This is a genomic window from Holdemania filiformis (assembly GCF_003459085.1).
Taxonomy (GTDB): Bacteria; Bacillota_I; Bacilli_A; order Erysipelotrichales; family Erysipelotrichaceae; genus Holdemania; species Holdemania filiformis.
Window position 1 is genome coordinate 59,895 of the sequence record NZ_QRUP01000012.1, and the last position, 19,790, is coordinate 79,684.

Here is a 19,790-nt window from a genome sequence, read left to right on the forward strand (position 1 = left end):
AGAAAAGTCATGACTTTCTTTTATAATGTGAATGTGTGAATTTACACAAACAGGAGGAAAGAAAGATGAAGAAAAACGGGATTTCAAGACGGGAATTCCTGAAGGGCAGCGCGGCGGGCGCCGTATCGCTGGCAGCACTGGGTTTGTTGAGCGCGTGTGGAGAAACGGCGGAGAAACAGCCGGCAGCGACGCCGACGGCCAAGCCGGAATCCACATCGGAAAACTGGCTGGGCCAGCAGCCGCAGATACAGGACGGCGACATTAAAGAAACGTGGCAGACCGAAGTGCTGATCGTCGGCGCGGGCAACGGCGGCATGATGGCGGCGGTCAAAGCGGCGGATCTGGGACTGGACTTCCGGGTTGTCGAACAGAACAGCTTTGTCTGCGATACCCGCAACTGGTATGCGGCGGCGGATTCCGCAGATGCGTTAGCCGTGGGCAAACCAATTGACCGGCAGCGTGCGATGACGGAGCTGTCGCGGTATGCTTCCGGAAAACTGGATCAGAGCGTCGTTCGGGTCTGGCTGGATGAATCTGCGGCCATGCACGATTATGTCAAGGCCATCATGGATTCCTATGGCTATGACTGCTACTTTGAAGCCGATACCGGCGAAGCGGAGGAAGGCACCGATTATTACCACGCACCGACCCAGCATAATTACAATCCACGCCCAGACAGTGAGTGGGCGGATACACCGCGGAACAAGTTGTTTGTGGATTACATTGAGAAAAAGGGCTATCATGTTGATTTTGAACATGCATTGATTGAATTGATCAAGGAAAACGGCGCGGTGACCGGGGCGATCGTTCAAAACGGAAGCGGCGAATACATTAAAATCACCGCAAGCAAAGGCGTAATCCTGGCGACAGGCGGGTATGAAGGCAATCCGGATATGATGGAGGCCTTGTCTCCGCTGGCGGTATCCTGCACAACCGCAAGCAGCTATTTCGCGATGAATCACGGCGATGGAATCAAAGCGGGATTGTGGGCCGGTGCGGATATGGACAAGGAATCCGCTCCGATGTTATTTGACCGCGGCGCAGTAGCGCCGGGCGTGAACGCCGGATATGTTGAAGCCTCCAACGGATCCAAGCAGTTCCCGGGCACGATCTATCAATGGAATCCGGGCACGCAGCCGTTTATGAAAGTCAATCGCGACGGCGTCCGTTTTGCCAACGAAGGCTGCCCGTATAACGATATCGTTTTCGCAGCGGCGAACCAGAAAGGCGGCGTATACTGCCAGGTCTATGATGGAGATTTCCAGGCAGACTGGCAGAAGTTCCATACACTGGGTTGTTCCTCGCTGACTCGCGTGATGCCGGAGCGGATGGCGGAACAGATGGAGAAGTATGTCGAGGAAGGCATTATCATGAAAGCGGATACGCTGGACGAGCTGGCGGACAAGCTGGGCTTTGAAGGCGAGGCCAAGGTTCAGTTCTTAGCTCAGTGTGATCGCTACAACGCAATCTATGATCAGGGAGAAGACGATGAATTCTTTAAGTCGAGTCATTATCTTTCACAGCTGCGCAAGGCGCCATTCTACGGCGTATGGCTGGGCGCCAGTCTGTTGTGCACCGGCGACGGCCTGAAGATCAACAATAAGATGCAGGTTCTGGATAAAGAAAAGAACGTCATTCCGGGACTGTATGCAATCGGCAACGTTTCCGGCAGCTTCTTTGCGAACAACTATCCGGAACTGTTCCCGGGCCTGGCTTGCGGACGGACACTGACCTTTGCCTTGAAAGCGGTCAATGTGATCGCGGGTGAGGATCAGATTTAAAGCTGATCGGATTTGAGAGTAAAGCAGGGTTTCTCATTCAGAAATCGTGCTTTTTTTATTTATTTTTGAAAATCATGAAATGTTGGAATCTCCATGATTCCGGACTTTATAAGCGCGGAGGGATCAGAAATCAGGCTCAGGTCAGTCTATATAAAATAAACCATTTCACTAAAATAACGTTTAATTTAATAAACAAAAATCGGTATAATAAAGCTAGAGGAAAAGAACATGGAACAATGGGTGAAAACAAAAGTGTGGAGAATGAAAAGCACGGCGCTTTTTGTATCGGATATCTATCTTACGCTTCTCTTCGTTTTAAAAGGAACGATGACCGCTAAGATCGGAACTGAAATGGAAATAGTTCAGGAAGGGCAGTTGCTGATTATCAATCGGCATAAGTTGTGCAACTGTTTTAGTACGGAGGGCAGCATTGTTCAGGTGATCGAGATTGATGTAGAAAAGGCTTCCCGGGTTTATCCGGAAATGAACGATATGATCTTTCAGGCAGCGTCCCTTCGTAAAGAAGACCACAGCGATGCTTTTACATCAGACCGGGATCGAATTTTTCTATCGGACTGCCTGAATTTAATTGTGGAAGAAAACCCGGAAAGTCCGCTGAGCGTTCAGGGCGACTTCATTCTTTCTCTTTTGTGTCTGGAATATACGATTTTCAATAACCGCCAGGGGCAATATCAATTCATGTCGCAGGAGAAAAAAGAACGGCTGCTTCAGATTTTGAATTATATCCAGGAACATCTTCAGGATCGCTTAACGCTGCATCAGACCGCAAAGCAGGCTAAAATCACACCGCAGCATCTCAGCACTCTGTTTAAGGAAATATTTCTTCAGTCATTCACTGATGTGATTATGAAAATGCGCTTGGAACGGGCGGAAACGTTATTGTTTAAAAGCAATCTGAGCATTACGGAAATTATCATGGAATGCGGATTCAGCGACAGAAAGTATTTTTATCGCTGCTTTCACGAGGCTTTTGGCTGTACGCCGTTAGTTTGGCGCAAGCGCTGGAAACCCGCGAAACGATATGCGGAAGAATTGAGCCGGGAGGCGGTTGAAGTCTTACTTCCTGAATTTCGTAAGAAGTTTGGTTTGTTCGAGAAACCGATGGATTCCATGATATACCGCAAGGTTAAGCAATTGAAGAAAATGCGGCAGAAAGGACTGGATCTGAGAAAGCTTATCGTTACGGTGGATTTGTCTGAAACTTTATTGTCTGAGCAAGACACAATCCAGCCGTTGATGTTGTTTGGCTATGATCAGTTACTGCGCTTTGTGGTTCTTTATGAATTAGAACTGCGGATTCGGCTGCCGCTTTCGTTTCTTAAAGAAACGGAGCAGGCTAAACAATGTCATGCGGTCACCATCGAATCGTTTGTCACACAGTCACTTCTGCGGTTTGGCCACACTCCGTTGACACGATGGCGGGCAGAACTTTTAGTTCGGAATGAAGCGGAAATTCAGGAAGCGGAAAAAATCCGGGAACATTTGCTAGGGCAGGGAATCACGGATGTTTCTGTGCTGTTTTAGTAAACGTGGGGGAATTGTAAGAATAACGTTGCAAAACCATTCTTACAGTTCTCCGTTTTTTTGTGGCGAAATAATGAATAGAATACTGGTTATGTGGGAGGGAGAGAATGAATAGAAGAAGCCAAGGTTGCAACACCTGAATGTAAGCGCTTAAATTAACGTGGGCGATGAGAACACTTAAGGATGTAAACGCCAGTATCAGAACAAGTTGAAAGCAGGAAGGGAATAGAAAAACAGATGAAAAAATTGATCAGTTTACTGACCGCCGCAGTCATGATATTTACGGTGATGATTCCATCTTCATCAGGGGTGATTCATGCGGAGTCATTGAATTCGCCGACAAGGCAGAACGAAACTCAGGTTCAGAATGTTGATGAAGAACAGCCGCAGGAAAAAACGGAAGAGACTGAAACTCCGGGATCCGCAGAACCGGATGAAAAGTTGGAAGAATCCTCCCCGACTGAACCGTCGGAAGGCATGGAAACGCCGCTGCCGCCAGAAGCAGGAGAAAGCACGCCGACTCCGCTTCCTACGGAACCCGTCCCCGAGAATAAAATACCAGTGCAGCCAAAGGCGGCAATAACAGAGAAACAGGTCAACAACGAACCAGCGCCGCAGGCTGACGCTGACTTCTTTGATGATTTTGGAGATACCGCAGGCAGTGAAATTAATCGCAATTATTGGGGATACCTGGCAGGGGACAAGGCAATTGTTCAACGCGATCCGGAAGCGACCGACGCTCAGAATGGCAAAGGCTACAGCTTTTATACGGATGGAACCAATAAGCTGTTCATCGAACATAAGTTTGAAAATAACATTCGCGGAAAAATAACTGTCGATTTTTATGATGATGGTACGGATCAGACAGGCCGGATGGCGCAGGTGAATCTGACGGGGATCGCCAATAAGAATAATGCGGATAAACCGTTTATTATCGGGCTAGGGATCAACCAGAATCAAGCGACTCAAGGCTGGAGCAATTCGAATTATTGTGCCAGAATTGCGGATGACGGCCGATTTATTGATACGCAGATTGCCAGAACGGAAGGCTGGCATACGTTTACCATGGAAGTATCCGAGCAGGGGACTGAGCTGTCGATTGACGGGACAGCCGTGGACACCAGCGGGATTCCGGGGAAGGACTTAGTCACTTCGTTTAACGCAATTCAATTAGGCGATAAGTGGGCTAAAGGCGGCGAAACCTATTTTGACAATATCCGTCTTGAAAATATGACCATCGTAGATGTGGATGAGGAAGAAGCTGCAAAGCACGACGCTTCAGCAAGGACGATTAAAGTCGGCGGCATCAGCATTCCTGAATTCGACGCTGAAACACTCGAATACCTTTGGGAATATCCGGCAGGGAGCGCTTTGCCAGAAGTGGCCGCGGAAGCGAACAATGAAAAAGCCAAAGTTGAAATTGAACAGGCTACGGAAGCGACGCACAACGCAACAATTACGATTACAGCGATCGACGGATCGACGGTCAGAACCTATACGATCACGTTTAAAGAAGCAGCCCAGGAAATTGAAAAAGAGTGGTCCGCGACTTTTGACGAAGACGATCCGAAAACGAAATGGGAATTGCTGGACAGCCGCGGACAATATTTTGAAGTAACCGATGAACAGGCGCATGATGGGAAGCATAGCTTCGTGACCCGCGGGGAAGCTGCGAAAAAGTCCTGGATCTTCAAGAAGTTTGATTCAGCGGTGAATGGCAAAGTCAGCGTCTGGTTTTATGATACGATGGGCGATAAGGGAAAGGAATCTTTCCAGCAGGTTAACATCTGGGCACCGTTTAGCAAGGTGTCAGAACAGCCCGCAATTACCGGACTTGGAACGGATGGAAAGACAAATTATGCGATTCGGTTAGGGACCTCTTCCGGTTATACGCAATCAACAGTGAAGCGGACTCAAGGCTGGCACGAATTTGTCTTTGACTTAACCTCCGGCAGCGATGCGAAATTTTATATTGACGGCACCTTGGTTCACACTACCGATGCCATTACCTCCATCGGCGCTTTGCAGATGGGCGATATCTGGTCAACAAGCGGAGCGACTGCTTATTATGACGACGTTAAAATCACAGAGATCAGTTTAGGTGTTTCTGGAATAAGACTGGATCAGGAAGAAGCGGATATTGTCTGCGGCGAAACCCTGCAGTTAAATGCTACGGTACTCCCGATCGGCACAACGTCGGAAATCCTCTGGACTTCAAGCAATGAAAAAATTGCGACGGTGGATGAAAACGGTCTGGTCACGGCCAAGGAAATCCTGGGGGAAGCCACGATTACCGCGACAACGAAAAAAGGAAATTACACGGCTTCCTGCGTAATTCATACGACGATGTCGGCGGAACAGGACGCGACCCTGGCCTCGATCTTGATTGATGGAAAAGAACTGAGTTCTTTTAAGCCGGAACAGCTGGATTATACGGTAACGGTTGTCGACACTCAGGTTCCGACAGTCACGGCGGTTGCCCATCAAAAAGAAGCGGTGGTCACCATTACTGAAACCTCAGAGATCCCGGGAACAACGACCATTGAGGTTACGGCAAAAGATAAGGTAAACAAGCAGATGTATACCGTTCATTTTGAAATGTTGAAAGAAGCCTTCTTTGATGATTTTTCGTATACCGATCCGGAAGATCTTGAAAAAAGAGGAAATTGGGACGTACAGGAAGGCACTGGAAGAAGACCGGGTAATAGAACGTGGGGATGGAGCGCGGATAACGTTGTACTCATGAAGGATACGGAAGATCCTGAAAATACGATTGTCCGTTTAAAAGCCAAGACCGACGGCACCGGCGGAGAAAATACGACACAGTCGCAGATCCGGTATTATGAAGAGAAATTCGGCGCCGGCACCTATGTCGCGAGAGTGTGGCTATATGATAATGTCATGGAATCCGAAGATCCGGTAGGTACCGGAGCTTGGAACGCAAAAGATCAGGCCTTGTCGACCTTCTTTACGATCAATCGGATTGAAGGCCCGAAATGGAAACCTTATCATGAAAGCGATTTTGAATATCTGTTTAACGGCGGATGGGGAATGGGACCGAAGACGATGTGGTTTACGTCCTGGAATTCTTATTCCTTGGAAACGTCTTCAGAAGCCCAGCGGGATCAATCGTCCTCAACCGGTCCTTCGGCAGTCGGAAGTTTAGATGGCCGGTGGTCAATTCTAACGATCAAGCTGGATGAAGATGGCAGGACGACCTATTATATTGATGGTCAGCAAAAAGCGTCGCATGCGAATAAAGATGAAATTGCCGGTCCTCAGTCCATTGCGTTTAATTTATGGTTTATCGGCGGCGGCCAGGATTCAAAATACAACGGTCATTCACGGACCTATTGGGAAGATGTCGACTGGGTTTATTACACGCCGGACACCAACACGACGACGGCAGAGGTTGAAGAAATTGTAACGGGAATGAAGAACGCGGATATCCACGTATTTGATGATATTGCTTCCCCGGATATTACACTGAATTCGATCACAGTTGATGGTCAAGCGTTGGAAGGGTTCAATAACGAGAACACAGAATATTTGATTGAATTGCCGGAAGGAACAAAGAAGGCGCCGAAAGTTGAGGCAAAAGCGAATAATCAGTTCTCGATCGTGACCGTTACTTCGCCGGAAACACTTCCTGGCGCAACGACGGTTTACGTAACGTCCAGTGATTTATCCGTTACAAAGACCTATCATCTGAATTTCTCTGTAAAAGGCAATTCTGAGCTTGCTGCTCCGCTGTCTAACTTTGCATCAGGCAGCATGGTGAAATATAGAGATGTTCAGTTATTCCATCCTCAGAACGCCGATATTTATTATACGATGGACGGATCAACGCCGACGACCGCTTCCAGAAAATATGGCGGAGAAACGATCCGCATTGAGAAAAGTACCAATATCAAAGCGATTGCGGCGGCTGATGGAAAAACAAGTCCGGTTGCGGATTTCCTCTATACGGTCATCCCGCTCACACCTCAGGTCGTAGCGCATCCAGACGCTGCGATCAACGGCAGTTCAATTATGAAAAATGGAAAATTGGATACGACTAAACTGACGTATGACGATCCGGTAACTCTGGAATTATCCATGCCGGAATCGAAACAGAGATTTTATGAAGTTCCGGGCAGAACGGATAATTATCAATTCTATTACACAACGGATGGTTCTCTGCCTACTGTCGATCAATATCATCCAAACCCAAGTACCCGGTTATATGAAGGACCGATTGAAATTAACAAGACGACAACCGTGAATTTCATCGCGGTACTTCCAGGAGTTTGTGAAAGCTATGAAAGTACGCAGACTTTGCGCAGTCAGTACAGCCAGGTAAAAATTACCATTAACAATCCAGTGGAAGATGGTTTCAAGATTACGATTGCCGATACTCCGGGCGGTTCTGTTCAGGCGAATACGAAGATAGCCCAGAAAGGTGATGTGATTACGCTTACGGTAAAACCTGACGAAGGCTTTCAGCTGAAGGAAGGCAGTCTGAAATTCAATGGTCAAGTTATCACTGGAAACAGTTTCGTTATGCCAGACGAGAATGTAACGATTACCGCGGAATTTGAAAAAGCAATGACCGCGGACGGCAAACTGAATCTGAATATTTACAGAACACCGGACAATACAGTCAGATTGTCGTGGACAGCGCAGGAAAATGCAGCTGGATATAACGTATATGACTTGCCATATGGCGGAGCAATGAGTAAGAAAAACACAGAACTGCTCAAGGAAACTCAATATGTACTGACAGAGCTGGATTTAAACAAAGTTCATACCTTAACGGTAAAGGCTGTAGATAAGGATGGAAATGAATTTGGTACTGCTAATGTTCGAAATGTGGGAATTACAGAAAATATTGATGTGAAAAACGAGGGTGTCAATAGCCTGGAAAGTAAGAAAGATTCGTTAAAATTGCCAGTCGGTGATTTGGCGGAAAGTCTTGAATATCTGGGGCCGACTATTCAGGATGAACAGTATCATTACTGGTGTTACACATCCATTCGTGATGAAGAAGGACTTTATCATGTATTTATGTCCAGAGTTCCACGTGATATCCAATTTGCTCCTGGGTGGAAAACAAACAGTGAAATTGTACATTTTGTAGGCGAAGGCCCTGAAGGGCCGTTCACCGAAGTTGGTACACCGTTTTCTCCAACAACGCTGCCAGACGGACAAATGTCCGCGCATAATCCAAGAATCAAGTATATCGATGGTCATTATGTGCTTCTGTATATCGTAAGATATGATTACAAAGATAACACTAATCAGGGAACTCAGAAAACCTGTATGGCGATTATCGATGATTTGCCAACTGGGGCAGGAACAGATACGATTGATCAGTGGAACCTGGTTAATGGAAATGGTGTAGTTTTAGAATATGGCATTAAAGCGGTGAATCCGGATATGTTAAAGGTAGAAGGAAAGACGGATGCTGAAGATGAGTATATCTTGTTATTTAAGGGGAACGCGGATGCAAATATTGAAAAACAACCTTATTATTTGTACTATGCAACATCGAACAAGCTGGAAGGTCCTTATACCGTACAGGGAAAGTATACGGATGCTGCGACAACCATTGAAGATCCAAGCGTATTTGAATGGAAAGATAAATACTTTATGCTGACCTATGATTTAGGCAATGGGATTTCCGGCGCCGGGCAATCCGTTGGCATGATGATCCCTTCCCGTGATCCGCATTTCTTCTCTTTTAAGGATGCGCAGATTACTTCCGGAATGTTAAATGATTATGTTAAGTTACCTTCCGGTTATACTGGCTCTTATTCAGGAACGGTAAGAATCGAACGTCCATATCTTGTTTTTGAGAATGGAGAACCGACATATTTTACGGGAACAAATTCAGTCGATTTAAATGGCAATAATGTAGCGCAATCCTATACATTTAAAATTAATGATTTGCCTGAGCATCAAGTTTCTGTTGACGATAAAATGAAAAACGGCACGATTCATCTCGAAAACGATATAACCCAGGCTGAACAATTTGACGATGTTTATTTTGAGGTGAGACCCGAAACTGGATTTGTTTTGGTTGAGGATTCCATCAAGATTTATGGTACCGATGCATTAGGACGCCCATGTTCTCCAGAAGTAGAACGGGTGAATGGAAAATTATGTTTCATTATGCCAGCCGGTGACGTCACGATCACAGCTGAATTTAAGAGTGGTGAACCGGTGACGATCGACAGTGTCAAGATTACACCTGAGAAAATAAGCTTATATCCGGGGGCAACACAGCAATTTATAGCGGAAGTGAAGGGCAGTGACAATGCAGAAGGCAGCGTAACCTGGAAACTTGAGAATGCTTCTTCACAATCTACAACAATTTCAAAAGATGGTTTTTTGACGATAGCGAAGGATGAAAAAGCGAAGGATTTGGTGATCAGAGCGAGTTCTAAAGAGGACAGTTCAAAGTTTGCAGCAGCCAATATCGCGATTGCCGAAAATCTGGCGCTGGATTTGACAGAAGATCATTATTTGGCCAGCAGCTATCATAGAAATAATCCGGGTACTGTAATTTGTTATCCGAAAAACGTATTTGATGGAAATTACGGCACAGGATTAAATGATATCTGGACGCCAAAAGCGGACGATCAAAATCCTTGGATCGGAGTCAAATTTGATGAGGAAGTAACATTGAACACCTTGATTATCACAGAACGATACAATGCGGGTGCCTTCTTAAAAGAACTGACTGTTGAAGTTTCTGACGATGGAGTAACCTGGAAGTCTGTCCAGAAGTTTAATATTGATAATTCATCCGCAGGTACGCAGAGCAAAACCATGGAAATTAAACTCGATGTTCCGGCAACCGGCAAATACATGAGAATTGCTAATCTTGCGAGCGATGATCCGACAAGTGGAAATCCTACCTTTAGCCATGTGATGGAAATCGAGATTTATAATCTGTTAACGGAAGAAATCGATGAAGATCATGCGATTGTTCTTGATCATACTGAAAACGGTACAATTTCGGTAGATAAGACGATTGCCAAAGCTGGCGAAATAGTGACTTTGACAGTTATTCCTAATACTGGATATCAGTTGAAAACAGATAGTTTGAAAATGAATGGACAGGTAATTCAGGGTTTAACTTTTGAAATGCCAAATGAAGATGTAACGATTACCGCGGAATTTACCAAAATTCCGGAACCGACAACACCGCCGGAATCCTCTGACAATACCCCTTCGTATGACGATGGCGGACCGTTTATAAAGGATGTCTGCGGCAATGTATTTGATCGTTGGGGCAACAAGATTTACAGTGCGCCGGCGTGCGTTGTGTCTGGCGGTTATCAGGTACCGAATACAGGTGTAAGATAATCTGACAGATACAAGATTGAAATTGGGAATCAGGGTCTGCAGCAATGCAGACCTGGTTTTTCAGAAGGGAGATGGAAATCATGACTCATGATCAAGACAAGCATAATCGGTTTAAAATTATAGCCGGCGGCATCATCGCCGTTCTGGTTGTTGCGGCTGTCTGCTTCTTTATTCAACCGCAGTCTCAGGCTTCAACAAATCCGGCAGAAACTCCATCGGTGATCGACGAAACACCGACATCAGATCAGGTGGACTATGCAGCTCAGAAAGCGTTGAATCAGGATTACCTGGGACATCTGTACTTTGAGAGCGGACTGGTCGATGAACTGACCGTACAGGGAACGGATAATGAATATTATCTGAATTATACAGTAAATAAAGAATACGATAGTCATGGAGCGGTATATCTGGATTATCGAAATACGCTGGATGATCAGAACCTCATCTTTTACGGCCATTATGTCTACGCGGATGAAAGCTTGGTCTTTTCCCCGCTGCATCAGCTGAAAGAAGAAAGTAATTATGAGAACAATAAAAAGATCAGGCTGCAATTAGAAAATGAGTGCCGGGAATATGAGATTGCTTATGTTTATTATTATGAAATGGGCAATGAAAATCTTGAATATTTCCATCCGAATTATGAACCAGAGCAGTTTGAAAATTATATTGCGAATGTAAAAGAGAAACAGTTTTATAACACGGGCCTTGATCTCGCTGAGGGTGAACGCATGCTTACTTTGCAAACCTGTGTCAGAGACCGGGATGATCTGCGTTTGATTGTCGTGGCCAAGGAAACCAATGTAGTGAAAGTAGAATCCAAAACTAATTCGCAGGGCTAAGTTCTGAAATGATGAAAAAACAAGGTGGAAAGTTTAATTCAGGACCAGGAACATTGAATCCTGACTGACAGAATGAGAAGATCAACGTCTCATTTCAGGTTCGGCTTGGTTAAGCGTTTTGAAGATTCCTTCAGCGAATGGCGTTATTGTGGGAAAGATCAGAGGGATGGGAAGAGCTGGGCGATCAGCTCTCTTTTCCGTTTGCTTTGCGAAGCCATTTCCATCGAAAAATGGAATCCTGCAGGATAATGAATCAAAGGAGTAGAAAAATCTGTCGAAATCTGGTTAAATGAAATCAGAAAAATGAGGTGCTTTATGAAACTGATATCATGGAATGTTAACGGATTACGAGCCTGCATTCAAAAAGGCTTTATGGATTTTTTTAACGAACAGGACGCGGATATTTTCGCGCTGCAGGAAACCAAGCTGCAGCCCCATCAGATCGAATTAGAACTGCCGGGTTATCATCAATACTGGCACAGCGCGGAAAGAAAAGGGTATTCGGGCACCGCAGTGTTCACAAAACAAAAGCCGCTGTCCGTGCGCTATGATTTTGACGAAGCGGAAGGGGAGCATCCGAAGGAAGGCCGCGTGATCACGCTGGAATTTGAGCAATTCTATTTTGTTACCGCCTATGTGCCGAACTCCAAGGAAGAACTGGCCCGACTGGATTACCGGATGCAGTGGGAAGACGCGATGGCGCGGCATCTGACAAAGCTGAACGAAACCAAGCCGGTCGTTTACACAGGCGATTTGAATGTGGCCGTGGAGGAGATCGATCTGAAGAATCCGAAGACGAATCATTTTAACCCGGGCTTCTCCGATCAAGAGCGCCAGAAGATGCGTGATTTGCTGGGCCTGGGGTTTGCGGATACGTTCAGAACCTTGTATCCGGAAAAGGTTGAATACTCCTGGTGGTCCTATCGTTTCAATTCCCGCGCGAAAAACGTCGGGTGGCGGATTGACTATTTCATCGTTTCCCAGCGGTTGATGAACCAGGTGAAGGACAGTGTTATCTATGGGGATATCCTGGGTTCGGATCACTGCCCGGTGGGAGTTGAAATCGAGTTTTGATGGGCTTAATTCATAGGATAAAGACGGATCAAGCTGCTGATGAGGCAGCTTTTTGATTTCCTGTCCAAACCGCAGGCAAGGACTGAAAATTATAAAGGGAGAATATCAAAAAAGGATCATCAGGAAATCGCATTCTGCTAAGCAAAATCAGAAAAGCAGAGGAATTCTTATTGAAGTATCATGCGGGAAAAAGTCCAGGGATCAGGGAAAACTTAAAAGAAGCTGCGGGTGTAGCGGATGAATTCTTCCATGATCGGCGTAACCGGCGCGTTCTTATGCGTAATGATCAGGAATTCATAATCCAGATCCAGATCGTCGATCGGGCGCTTCACGATTGAGGGCGGAAGCGGGATCGAGTCGCTGCCGAAGAAGCTGACGCAGCGGGTGCTTTCAATCAGCTTGAAAATCAAGCCCATTTCTGCCGGAGAAAAGACCATCGTTGCCTTTAATCCCTGTTTTTGACATACTTGTTCCATCCGGGCGTTCAGAGCATTCTCGGTGTTTAAACCGATCAGCTTCTGACCGCGGAAGTCCGCCAGCGACAACACCGGCTTGGCAGCAAGCGGATGATCCTGACTTAACACGGCGAAGACGGGATGCCGGTAATGATACTGGACCTGAACCATCGGCGCGTTATACAACATCGTGCAGAAATAAATATCAATTTCGCTGGATTGCAGCGAGCGGTTGTAGGAATCATCCGGCGCGCTGTAAATCTGGAAATCAACCTCCGGATGTGCAGTGATGAAACGGGTCAGAAAATCATCCGGGAAGTTAATCAACAGACCCGTCGGATAGCCCAGCGACAACGTCTGCGGACTTTCGTTTTTCATGGCCTGCAGATCGGCGATGATGTTGTCATGCATCTGTAAATAAGGAAAGGCTGACTGACGCAGGGCTTCACCATAACGGGTCAGCTGCAGCCCGGCCACGCCGCGGATAAACAGCGGCACGTCCAGTTCTTCCTCCAGCTTGTCGATCGTTTTGCTTAACGCCTGCTGGGAAAGGTAAAGTTTTTTCGCGGCTTTGGAAAAGCTGCCCTCCTGGGCGGCGGTGATAAAACAATGCAGCTGTTTGGGATTCATGGCGGTTTCTCCTTTCCTTTGTCATCAGCTTATCATGTCTTAACAGGGGATACAACTTTTAATTGTATCCCTTAACTTTTATCTGTTTGTCAATTCACAAACAAGTCTTTTATAATGAAGAAAGAAAAGACAAACAGGAGGGAAAGTATGTCAAATTCAAACAAGATCAAAGGCATCAGCCGCCGGGACTTCTTAAAAGGCACGGCTGCCGGAGCGCTGGGCGTCGCGGCTGCAGGGCTGTTAGGGGGCTGCGCTTCCACCCCGGAAAAACAGGAATGTCCGCCATGTGAACCAACACCGTCCGCTTCTTCTGCAGGCTGGCCGGCAGTTGAAGCACTGGAACCGAAGGTTCCGATGGAAGGCGTCGTGGCCTTCGTGAAGGAGCCGATCGCGGATTCTGAAATTGTTAAGACTGAAAATGTCGATGTCGTGGTGTGCGGTATGGGGCCGGCCGGTTTCGCGGCGTCCATCGCCAGCGCGCAGCAGGGGTTAAAAACGGTTGTTCTGGAAAAAGGCCAGGTCGGCACGTATCGTTCGGCGACGATCGGCGGATTAACCGACCGGATTCATAAAAAATACGGCGTTGAGTTCGACGCGAAGCAGTGGCTGGACGACGCAATGGTCAATTCCATGTTCTATGGCAATCAGGCGATCTATCAGCGGTGGATCGACACGCAGGAGGAAGCGATCAACTGGTTCCTCGATCTGTTCGGTCTGCCGGATGAGGATTTCAAGCTGACCTTTGCGGCCGGGGATTTCCCGGATTTCTACGAACCTTACGATCCTACATCGTTGAGCCGTTCCTGGAACACGTCGATCAATATCCCGCTGGCTCCGGCGGAAATCGTCGAGCTGTTAACGAGCAAGGTCAAGGAGGCCGGCGCGGAAGTGCTGATGGAAACTCCAGCCTGCCAGCTGATTAAAGAAGACGGGAAAGTTGTCGGCGTGATCGCCAAGACGGCGGAAGGCTATGTGAAATATCTGTGCGCCAAGGGTGTCGTTCTGGCGACCGGCGGGTATGAATTCAACCCAACCAAGCTGAAGGAATGCTGCCGCCCGCGCGATCTGGCATTGAATCACTGGATGAACGGCACGGCCTCCAACACCGGCGACGGTCATGAGATGGGCAAAGCAATCGGCGCGATTGAGGACGAATATCCGCATCCGCTGATGCTTGATCCGGCGCAGCTGATGCCGTATCTGCGCGTCAACAAGCTGGGCAAGCGGTTTACGCCGGAATATGAACCATACAATCATCTGGCGCTGGCGATGCAGAACCAGCCGGGCGCGATCAACTGGTACATCACTGACGGCGATGCCGCGGGCGCGATCGACAAGATGTGGACGCCGTCGTCTTCCTGCTATGGGCCGAAGGAAGTCTGGGTCGGCGCGGCGACGAGCGAAAATGCGTTGAAAGCCGATACACTGGAAGAACTGGCGGGCCTGATGGGCGTGCCCGCCGACGCGTTTGTCGAAACGATTAATCATTGGAACGCCATGTGCGAAGCCGGTGAGGATACCGATTTCCACATGCTTCCAAGTATGATGCATCCGATCAAGACCGCGCCGTTCTATGCGAATCTGGAAGGCGCCGCGGCGCTGTGCACGGCCGGCGGGCTGCAGATCACGCCGAATTCAGAAGTTCTGGATACGGAATTCAACGTCATCCCGGGTTTATACGCAATTGGCAATGTTTCCGGTTCGATGTTCCACGGAACCTATCCGCACAATCTGAACTGTATTTCCCACAGCCGCTGCATTACGTTCGGCTACAACGTCGCGAAGCAGCTGGCATCAAAATAAGAATCCGTTTCTGACGGTTGATATTTTCGCTCTGAGTTTTTCTTCCTGTACTGGTTTCAGGAATAAGACTCAGAGTTTTTCTTTGCCGAACTGATCGAAGGTGAGTTTGCGCGGGGTTGGCGGTCTTTCTGTCGTTGGGGATGGTTTCCGGTATCCGCGGTGCAAGCCGATCCATTTCCTTTCAAGTTTTTGACAATGCAGACGACATTTCGTTTTCAACGTTTCATCTGATATAATAGAGATGAACTAAATCAACGAAAAAGGATAAACAAGGAGAACGTGAAAGCGAGAAAGGAGTATCCGCGATGAGAAACAAACGAATCTTAGCGCTGGCGGCCGGTTTTTTGTTAACCGGATGTACGCAGATGCCGGCGGCGCCGACGGCCGTGCCCACCGCAAGTCCGGAAACGGAGCGCATAACCGGAACAAAGCTGACTGACGATACGATCAGCGCAATGTTCAAGCGGCTGAAAGAGGCGGAAATCTTCACTGATGAACAAGGCGAGGCTCAGCCGTTTGAGCTGTGGCGCAACGCGAACAATCTGGTCGTGCTGTATGTCGGCCAGCGCGATCATCCGCTGTTGATCTGGGATCCGGTCAATGATACCGTGGAGCTGAATTACACCTGTCAGGATGTGGTTTCATTTCAGGAAGATGGCGTAACAAAGCAGGCTTATGTGGAGCTGATCTGCGATGGTTATCAGAGTACGTGCACAGCGGCGGTGACGACGTCCTCCAAGACGACGCGCTGGCCGGTCGACGCTCCCGACGAACAGGTAACTCCGGCTGTGGCTGAAGCGGTGCAGCAAGCGGCCCAGACGCATCAGGCGGAAGTGGAAAGAAGCCGGGAACAGGCCGAAAAGGCCTTGTTTGAGCTGCGCACGGTGATTCTGAATACGCAGGATTACGAATACGCGAAGCTGAAACCCTATTCCCGGACGAGCGGCGGGTTTGCGAAGCAAGAGGATCCGCAGACGTATCAATTCTATATCGGCGAGCTGAATCCGACACTGTCCGGCGAGGAGATCGCGTTTTATTTCGCTGCGCTGACCGGTCAGGAATTCACTCGTCCTGATCAGCTTCAGGCCAACGAAACGCTGCTTCTGAATCTGATGGCGGCGTCGAAGACCTATCTTTGCGAAGGCGAACCGGATCAGCTGATCTGTCCGGCCAGCGGCATGGGCGGAGATCCGCTTTTACTGAATCTGCCGGAAGCGATTGCAGAAGAATTGCTGGCAGTGGTGCGCGTTGCGGATGTAAACGCGGTGTCAACTGCCCTCTTAGGCCGGACGCTACCGCTGGACACCTTTGAATATGAAGGGATTCTTTATGACGCGGATACGGCTGCGGATTGTATTCTGATCCGCAATACCCAGGGGGCTCCGGAAACTTCTGAAACAAAGGCCGAGCCGATGACGATTGTGACCGAGCGGCAAACGGAAGGCGAGCGCCAGATTGTCCGCTATGTCCGGGGCGAGGAAATTGAAAATACAAGTTTTATCCGGGATGAGCAGGGCAACGAATACTATATTCCGGCGATCCGGGAAACCGCGCAGGATCCGGATTCTCCGCTGATGATCTGGGAAATGGCCTGCGAACCGAATACCGACGCTTCCCAGCCTTACCGCCTGGTCTATCAAAAACGGATTCAATAATGATGAGAACGGGACAGGCCGGTCTGAGATTCAAGCTGAAACATTGGCGAATGCCGGGAAACGTGCTAAACTGAAAAGCAGTAAACAGGAGGAATAGAACACAATGGAGATTCAAGAACGGGTAAAAAGCTATGAAGAAGCGATGCTGAACGATCTGGCGACGCTGGTTTCGTATAATTCAGTCCAGGGCGAGCCGCAGCCGGACGCGCCGTTTGGCGAGGTGCCGGCGGCCTGTCTGGATAAAGCGCTGGAAATTGCGGAGGGTTATGGTTTTACGGTCAAGAATGTCGATCATTATGCCGGCTACGCTGAAATCGGCGAGGGTGAACAGGTGATCGGTGTGCTGGCGCATCTGGACGTCGTACCGGCAGGCGAGGGCTGGAAGACCGATCCGTTTACGCTGACCCGCGACGGCGACCGGGTTTACGGCCGCGGCACCAGCGACGATAAGGGCGCGGTGGTCGCTTCGATGATCGCGATGAAAGTATTAAAGGATATGAACGTGCCGCTGACCAAGCGGATCCGTCTGATCCTCGGCACCAACGAAGAAACGGGTTCAAAATGTCTGGCGCATTATGTGGAAAAAGAAGGCCATATCGATATGGGCTTTACGCCGGACGGCACATTCCCGGGCGTGCATGGAGAAAAAGGCGCGCTGGGACTGGACTTTGAAAGCGTCCGCACGCAGATCAAGGAAATCCGCGGGGGCGTGGCTTCCAATGTTGTCTGCAACCACTGCACGATGATCGTCGCCAACGAAGCCGTATCGGAAGAAGCGCTGCGCCTAGCGCTGGAAAAACATCCGGTGACCTTTGAAATCAAACCGGAACAGGGCGATCTGATCGTCGATGTTTACGGAACGGCGGCGCATGCCAGCACTCCGAAGCTGGGCGTCAACGCGATCGGCGAACTGATGGCGGCTTTGGCGGAAGCGGGAATGCAGGATGATTTCGTTGAATTCTACAACCGCCGGATCGGTACGAGCTGCGATGGAGCTGGCTGTGATTGTCAGGTTGAGGATGAATATGGCCCGCTGACCTTCAGCAACGGCATCATTAAAATGGAAAACGGCGTCATCCGCGGAACCATCGACATCCGGTTTCCGGTCACGATGAATTCCAGGCAGATCGCCAGCCGGATTGAAGCTGCGCTGGCCGGAGAAACGCAAGGGAAAATCACCGTCCGCAGCCGGATGGAACCACTGTTCTTCCCAATCGATTCACCGCTGGTTTCGCGTCTGCTTCAGGCCTATCAGGAAGTCACCGGCGATCTGGAATCCAAGCCGATCACGATGGGCGGCGGCACCTATGCGAAGGGAATTCATAACTGCATCGCCTTCGGCTGTGAATTCATGGGCGAAGACTGCCATATTCACGACGCCAACGAGTTTGTGCGGATCGACTGTCTGCTTCAGCAGGCGGAGATCTACGTCCATGCGCTGATGAAGCTGCTGGAAGCGTAAAAGAAGACCAACTTATTGAATATCAATGAGCCGGATTCAGTTTGTGAACCCGGTTCTTTTCTTTTGTTTAACTTAGGCATATTAAGTTAGACATATAAGTTGAAAAAACGCTCAGGTATTTCTATTCTTGATGGTTTAATCCTTGATTTACACCTCATACTTACATATTGTGTTAGTATGAGGCGTAAATATGATTGTTACTTACGAAATGTTAAAATCAAACTTGAATCCTTATCAGGGTCGGATAATAAGTTACGGCAGTGAAAAGAAAATGCGTTTCAATGAAAAGGATCTCAAAAAAATGTTACAATAGAAATCAGAAAAGAAACGAGGGATGACCTTTGAAAACAACGAAGCTGGCGATCATGTATGATTTTGATAAAACACTGTCGCCGAAGGATATGCAGGAATTCAGTTTTATTCCTTCTCTGGGTATCGAACCGGCGCAGTTCTGGAGCGAGGTGACCGCGCTGGCGGAAAGTCAGAAAATGGACGGCATCCTGACGTATATGTATATGATGCTCAACAAGGCCAACCTGACGGGACAGCCGATCCGCCGCAGCGATTTTGTTGCACTGGGGAAAAATGTCAAGCTGTATCCGGGAGTGGAAAAATGGTTTCGCCGAATCAACGAATACGGCCGGCAGCATAATATTGAAATCGAGCATTTCATCATTTCCTCCGGTCTGACTGAGATCATCGAAGGCACAACGATCGCCGGGGAATTTAAGAAAATCTATGCCTGCAAGTATTGTTACAACGCCAGCGGGGTTGCGGTCTGGCCGGCAACCGTCGTGAACTACACAACAAAAACGCAGTATATTTTCCGTATCAACAAAGGCGTTTTGGATGAAAACAACGATAACGATCTGAACCGCTACACACCGGATCAGCTGCGCGATATCCCGTTTACCAATATGATTTATATCGGCGACGGACTTACGGACGTGCCGTGCATGAAGCTGGTTACCGTCAACGGCGGAAAGTCGATCGCGGTGTACGGCAAGGATTCAGAGAAGAAAAAAGCGACGGCGCAGCAGCTGATCGCAGATCACCGGGCAGATTTTATTGCACCGGCGGATTACAGCGAGAACCGGGAACTGGACAAGATTGTGAAAAGCATTATCGATTACACTGAAGCCCGGATTCAGATGGAACGGCTGATGAAAAAAGAACAGCCGAAGGAGAAATAA

General features: G+C 48.2%; 10 protein-coding genes. 9 read left to right on the top strand and 1 reads right to left on the bottom strand.

From position 1 onward, the window contains the following. The first annotated feature begins 65 nt into the window (after nt 1–65). The 5 genes from DWY25_RS10535 (at nt 66) to DWY25_RS10555 (ending at nt 12,592) form a co-directional block, all read left to right on the top strand. Nucleotides 66–1,781: an FAD-dependent oxidoreductase gene (locus DWY25_RS10535; RefSeq protein WP_117895233.1), complete on the top strand. Its 1,716-nt coding sequence runs from the start codon at nt 66–68 to the stop codon at nt 1,779–1,781. A 228-nt stretch (nt 1,782–2,009) separates the two neighbouring features. Next, the gene (locus DWY25_RS10540) at nt 2,010–3,326 is read left to right on the top strand and encodes a helix-turn-helix domain-containing protein (RefSeq protein WP_117895192.1); all 1,317 of its coding nucleotides are present in this window, start codon (nt 2,010–2,012) and stop codon (nt 3,324–3,326) included. 237 nt (nt 3,327–3,563) lie between these two features. Beyond that, nucleotides 3,564–10,679, top strand: a complete 7,116-nt coding sequence (locus DWY25_RS10545) for an InlB B-repeat-containing protein (protein WP_117895193.1) — start codon at nt 3,564–3,566, stop codon at nt 10,677–10,679. Between the two features lie 80 nt (nt 10,680–10,759). After that, entirely contained in the window at nt 10,760–11,518 is a 759-nt protein-coding gene (locus tag DWY25_RS10550; RefSeq protein ID WP_181981789.1) for a class B sortase, read from the top strand. 315 nt (nt 11,519–11,833) lie between these two features. Continuing rightward, the gene (locus tag DWY25_RS10555; protein ID WP_117895195.1) at nt 11,834–12,592 is read left to right on the top strand and encodes an exodeoxyribonuclease III; all 759 of its coding nucleotides are present in this window, start codon (nt 11,834–11,836) and stop codon (nt 12,590–12,592) included. Nucleotides 12,593–12,804: 212 nt separating this feature from the next. On the opposite strand, the gene DWY25_RS10560 is transcribed toward DWY25_RS10555, so the two are convergent. After that, on the bottom strand, nt 12,805–13,677 hold the full coding sequence (locus tag DWY25_RS10560) for a LysR family transcriptional regulator (protein ID WP_117895196.1): 873 nt from the start codon (nt 13,675–13,677) through the stop codon (nt 12,805–12,807). 147 nt (nt 13,678–13,824) lie between these two features. Between DWY25_RS10560 and DWY25_RS10565 the strand changes: the two genes are divergently transcribed. From DWY25_RS10565 to DWY25_RS10580, 4 genes are all read left to right on the top strand, one after another. Further along, entirely contained in the window at nt 13,825–15,480 is a 1,656-nt protein-coding gene (locus DWY25_RS10565) for an FAD-dependent oxidoreductase (RefSeq protein WP_244925963.1), read from the top strand. Between the two features lie 305 nt (nt 15,481–15,785). Next, entirely contained in the window at nt 15,786–17,135 is a 1,350-nt protein-coding gene (locus DWY25_RS10570) for a hypothetical protein (protein ID WP_117895198.1), read from the top strand. Nucleotides 17,136–17,238: 103 nt separating this feature from the next. Continuing rightward, nucleotides 17,239–18,597, top strand: a complete 1,359-nt coding sequence (locus DWY25_RS10575; RefSeq protein ID WP_117895199.1) for a Sapep family Mn(2+)-dependent dipeptidase — start codon at nt 17,239–17,241, stop codon at nt 18,595–18,597. A 341-nt stretch (nt 18,598–18,938) separates the two neighbouring features. Further along, entirely contained in the window at nt 18,939–19,790 is an 852-nt protein-coding gene (locus tag DWY25_RS10580; RefSeq protein WP_244925964.1) for an HAD family hydrolase, read from the top strand.

Bases quoted from the DNA above. Each gene is read 5' to 3' on its own strand.
- DWY25_RS10545 (WP_117895193.1), top strand. From the start codon at position 3,564: ATGAAAAAATTGATCAGTTTACTGACCGCCGCAGTCATGATATTTACG.
- DWY25_RS10555 (WP_117895195.1), top strand. From the start codon at position 11,834: ATGAAACTGATATCATGGAATGTTAACGGATTACGAGCCTGCATTCAA.
- DWY25_RS10550 (WP_181981789.1), top strand. From the start codon at position 10,760: ATGACTCATGATCAAGACAAGCATAATCGGTTTAAAATTATAGCCGGC.
- DWY25_RS10575 (WP_117895199.1), top strand. From the start codon at position 17,239: ATGGAGATTCAAGAACGGGTAAAAAGCTATGAAGAAGCGATGCTGAAC.
- DWY25_RS10535 (WP_117895233.1), top strand. From the start codon at position 66: ATGAAGAAAAACGGGATTTCAAGACGGGAATTCCTGAAGGGCAGCGCG.
- DWY25_RS10560 (WP_117895196.1), bottom strand. From the start codon at position 13,677: ATGAATCCCAAACAGCTGCATTGTTTTATCACCGCCGCCCAGGAGGGC.
- DWY25_RS10570 (WP_117895198.1), top strand. From the start codon at position 15,786: ATGAGAAACAAACGAATCTTAGCGCTGGCGGCCGGTTTTTTGTTAACC.
- DWY25_RS10565 (WP_244925963.1), top strand. From the start codon at position 13,825: ATGTCAAATTCAAACAAGATCAAAGGCATCAGCCGCCGGGACTTCTTA.
- DWY25_RS10540 (WP_117895192.1), top strand. From the start codon at position 2,010: ATGGAACAATGGGTGAAAACAAAAGTGTGGAGAATGAAAAGCACGGCG.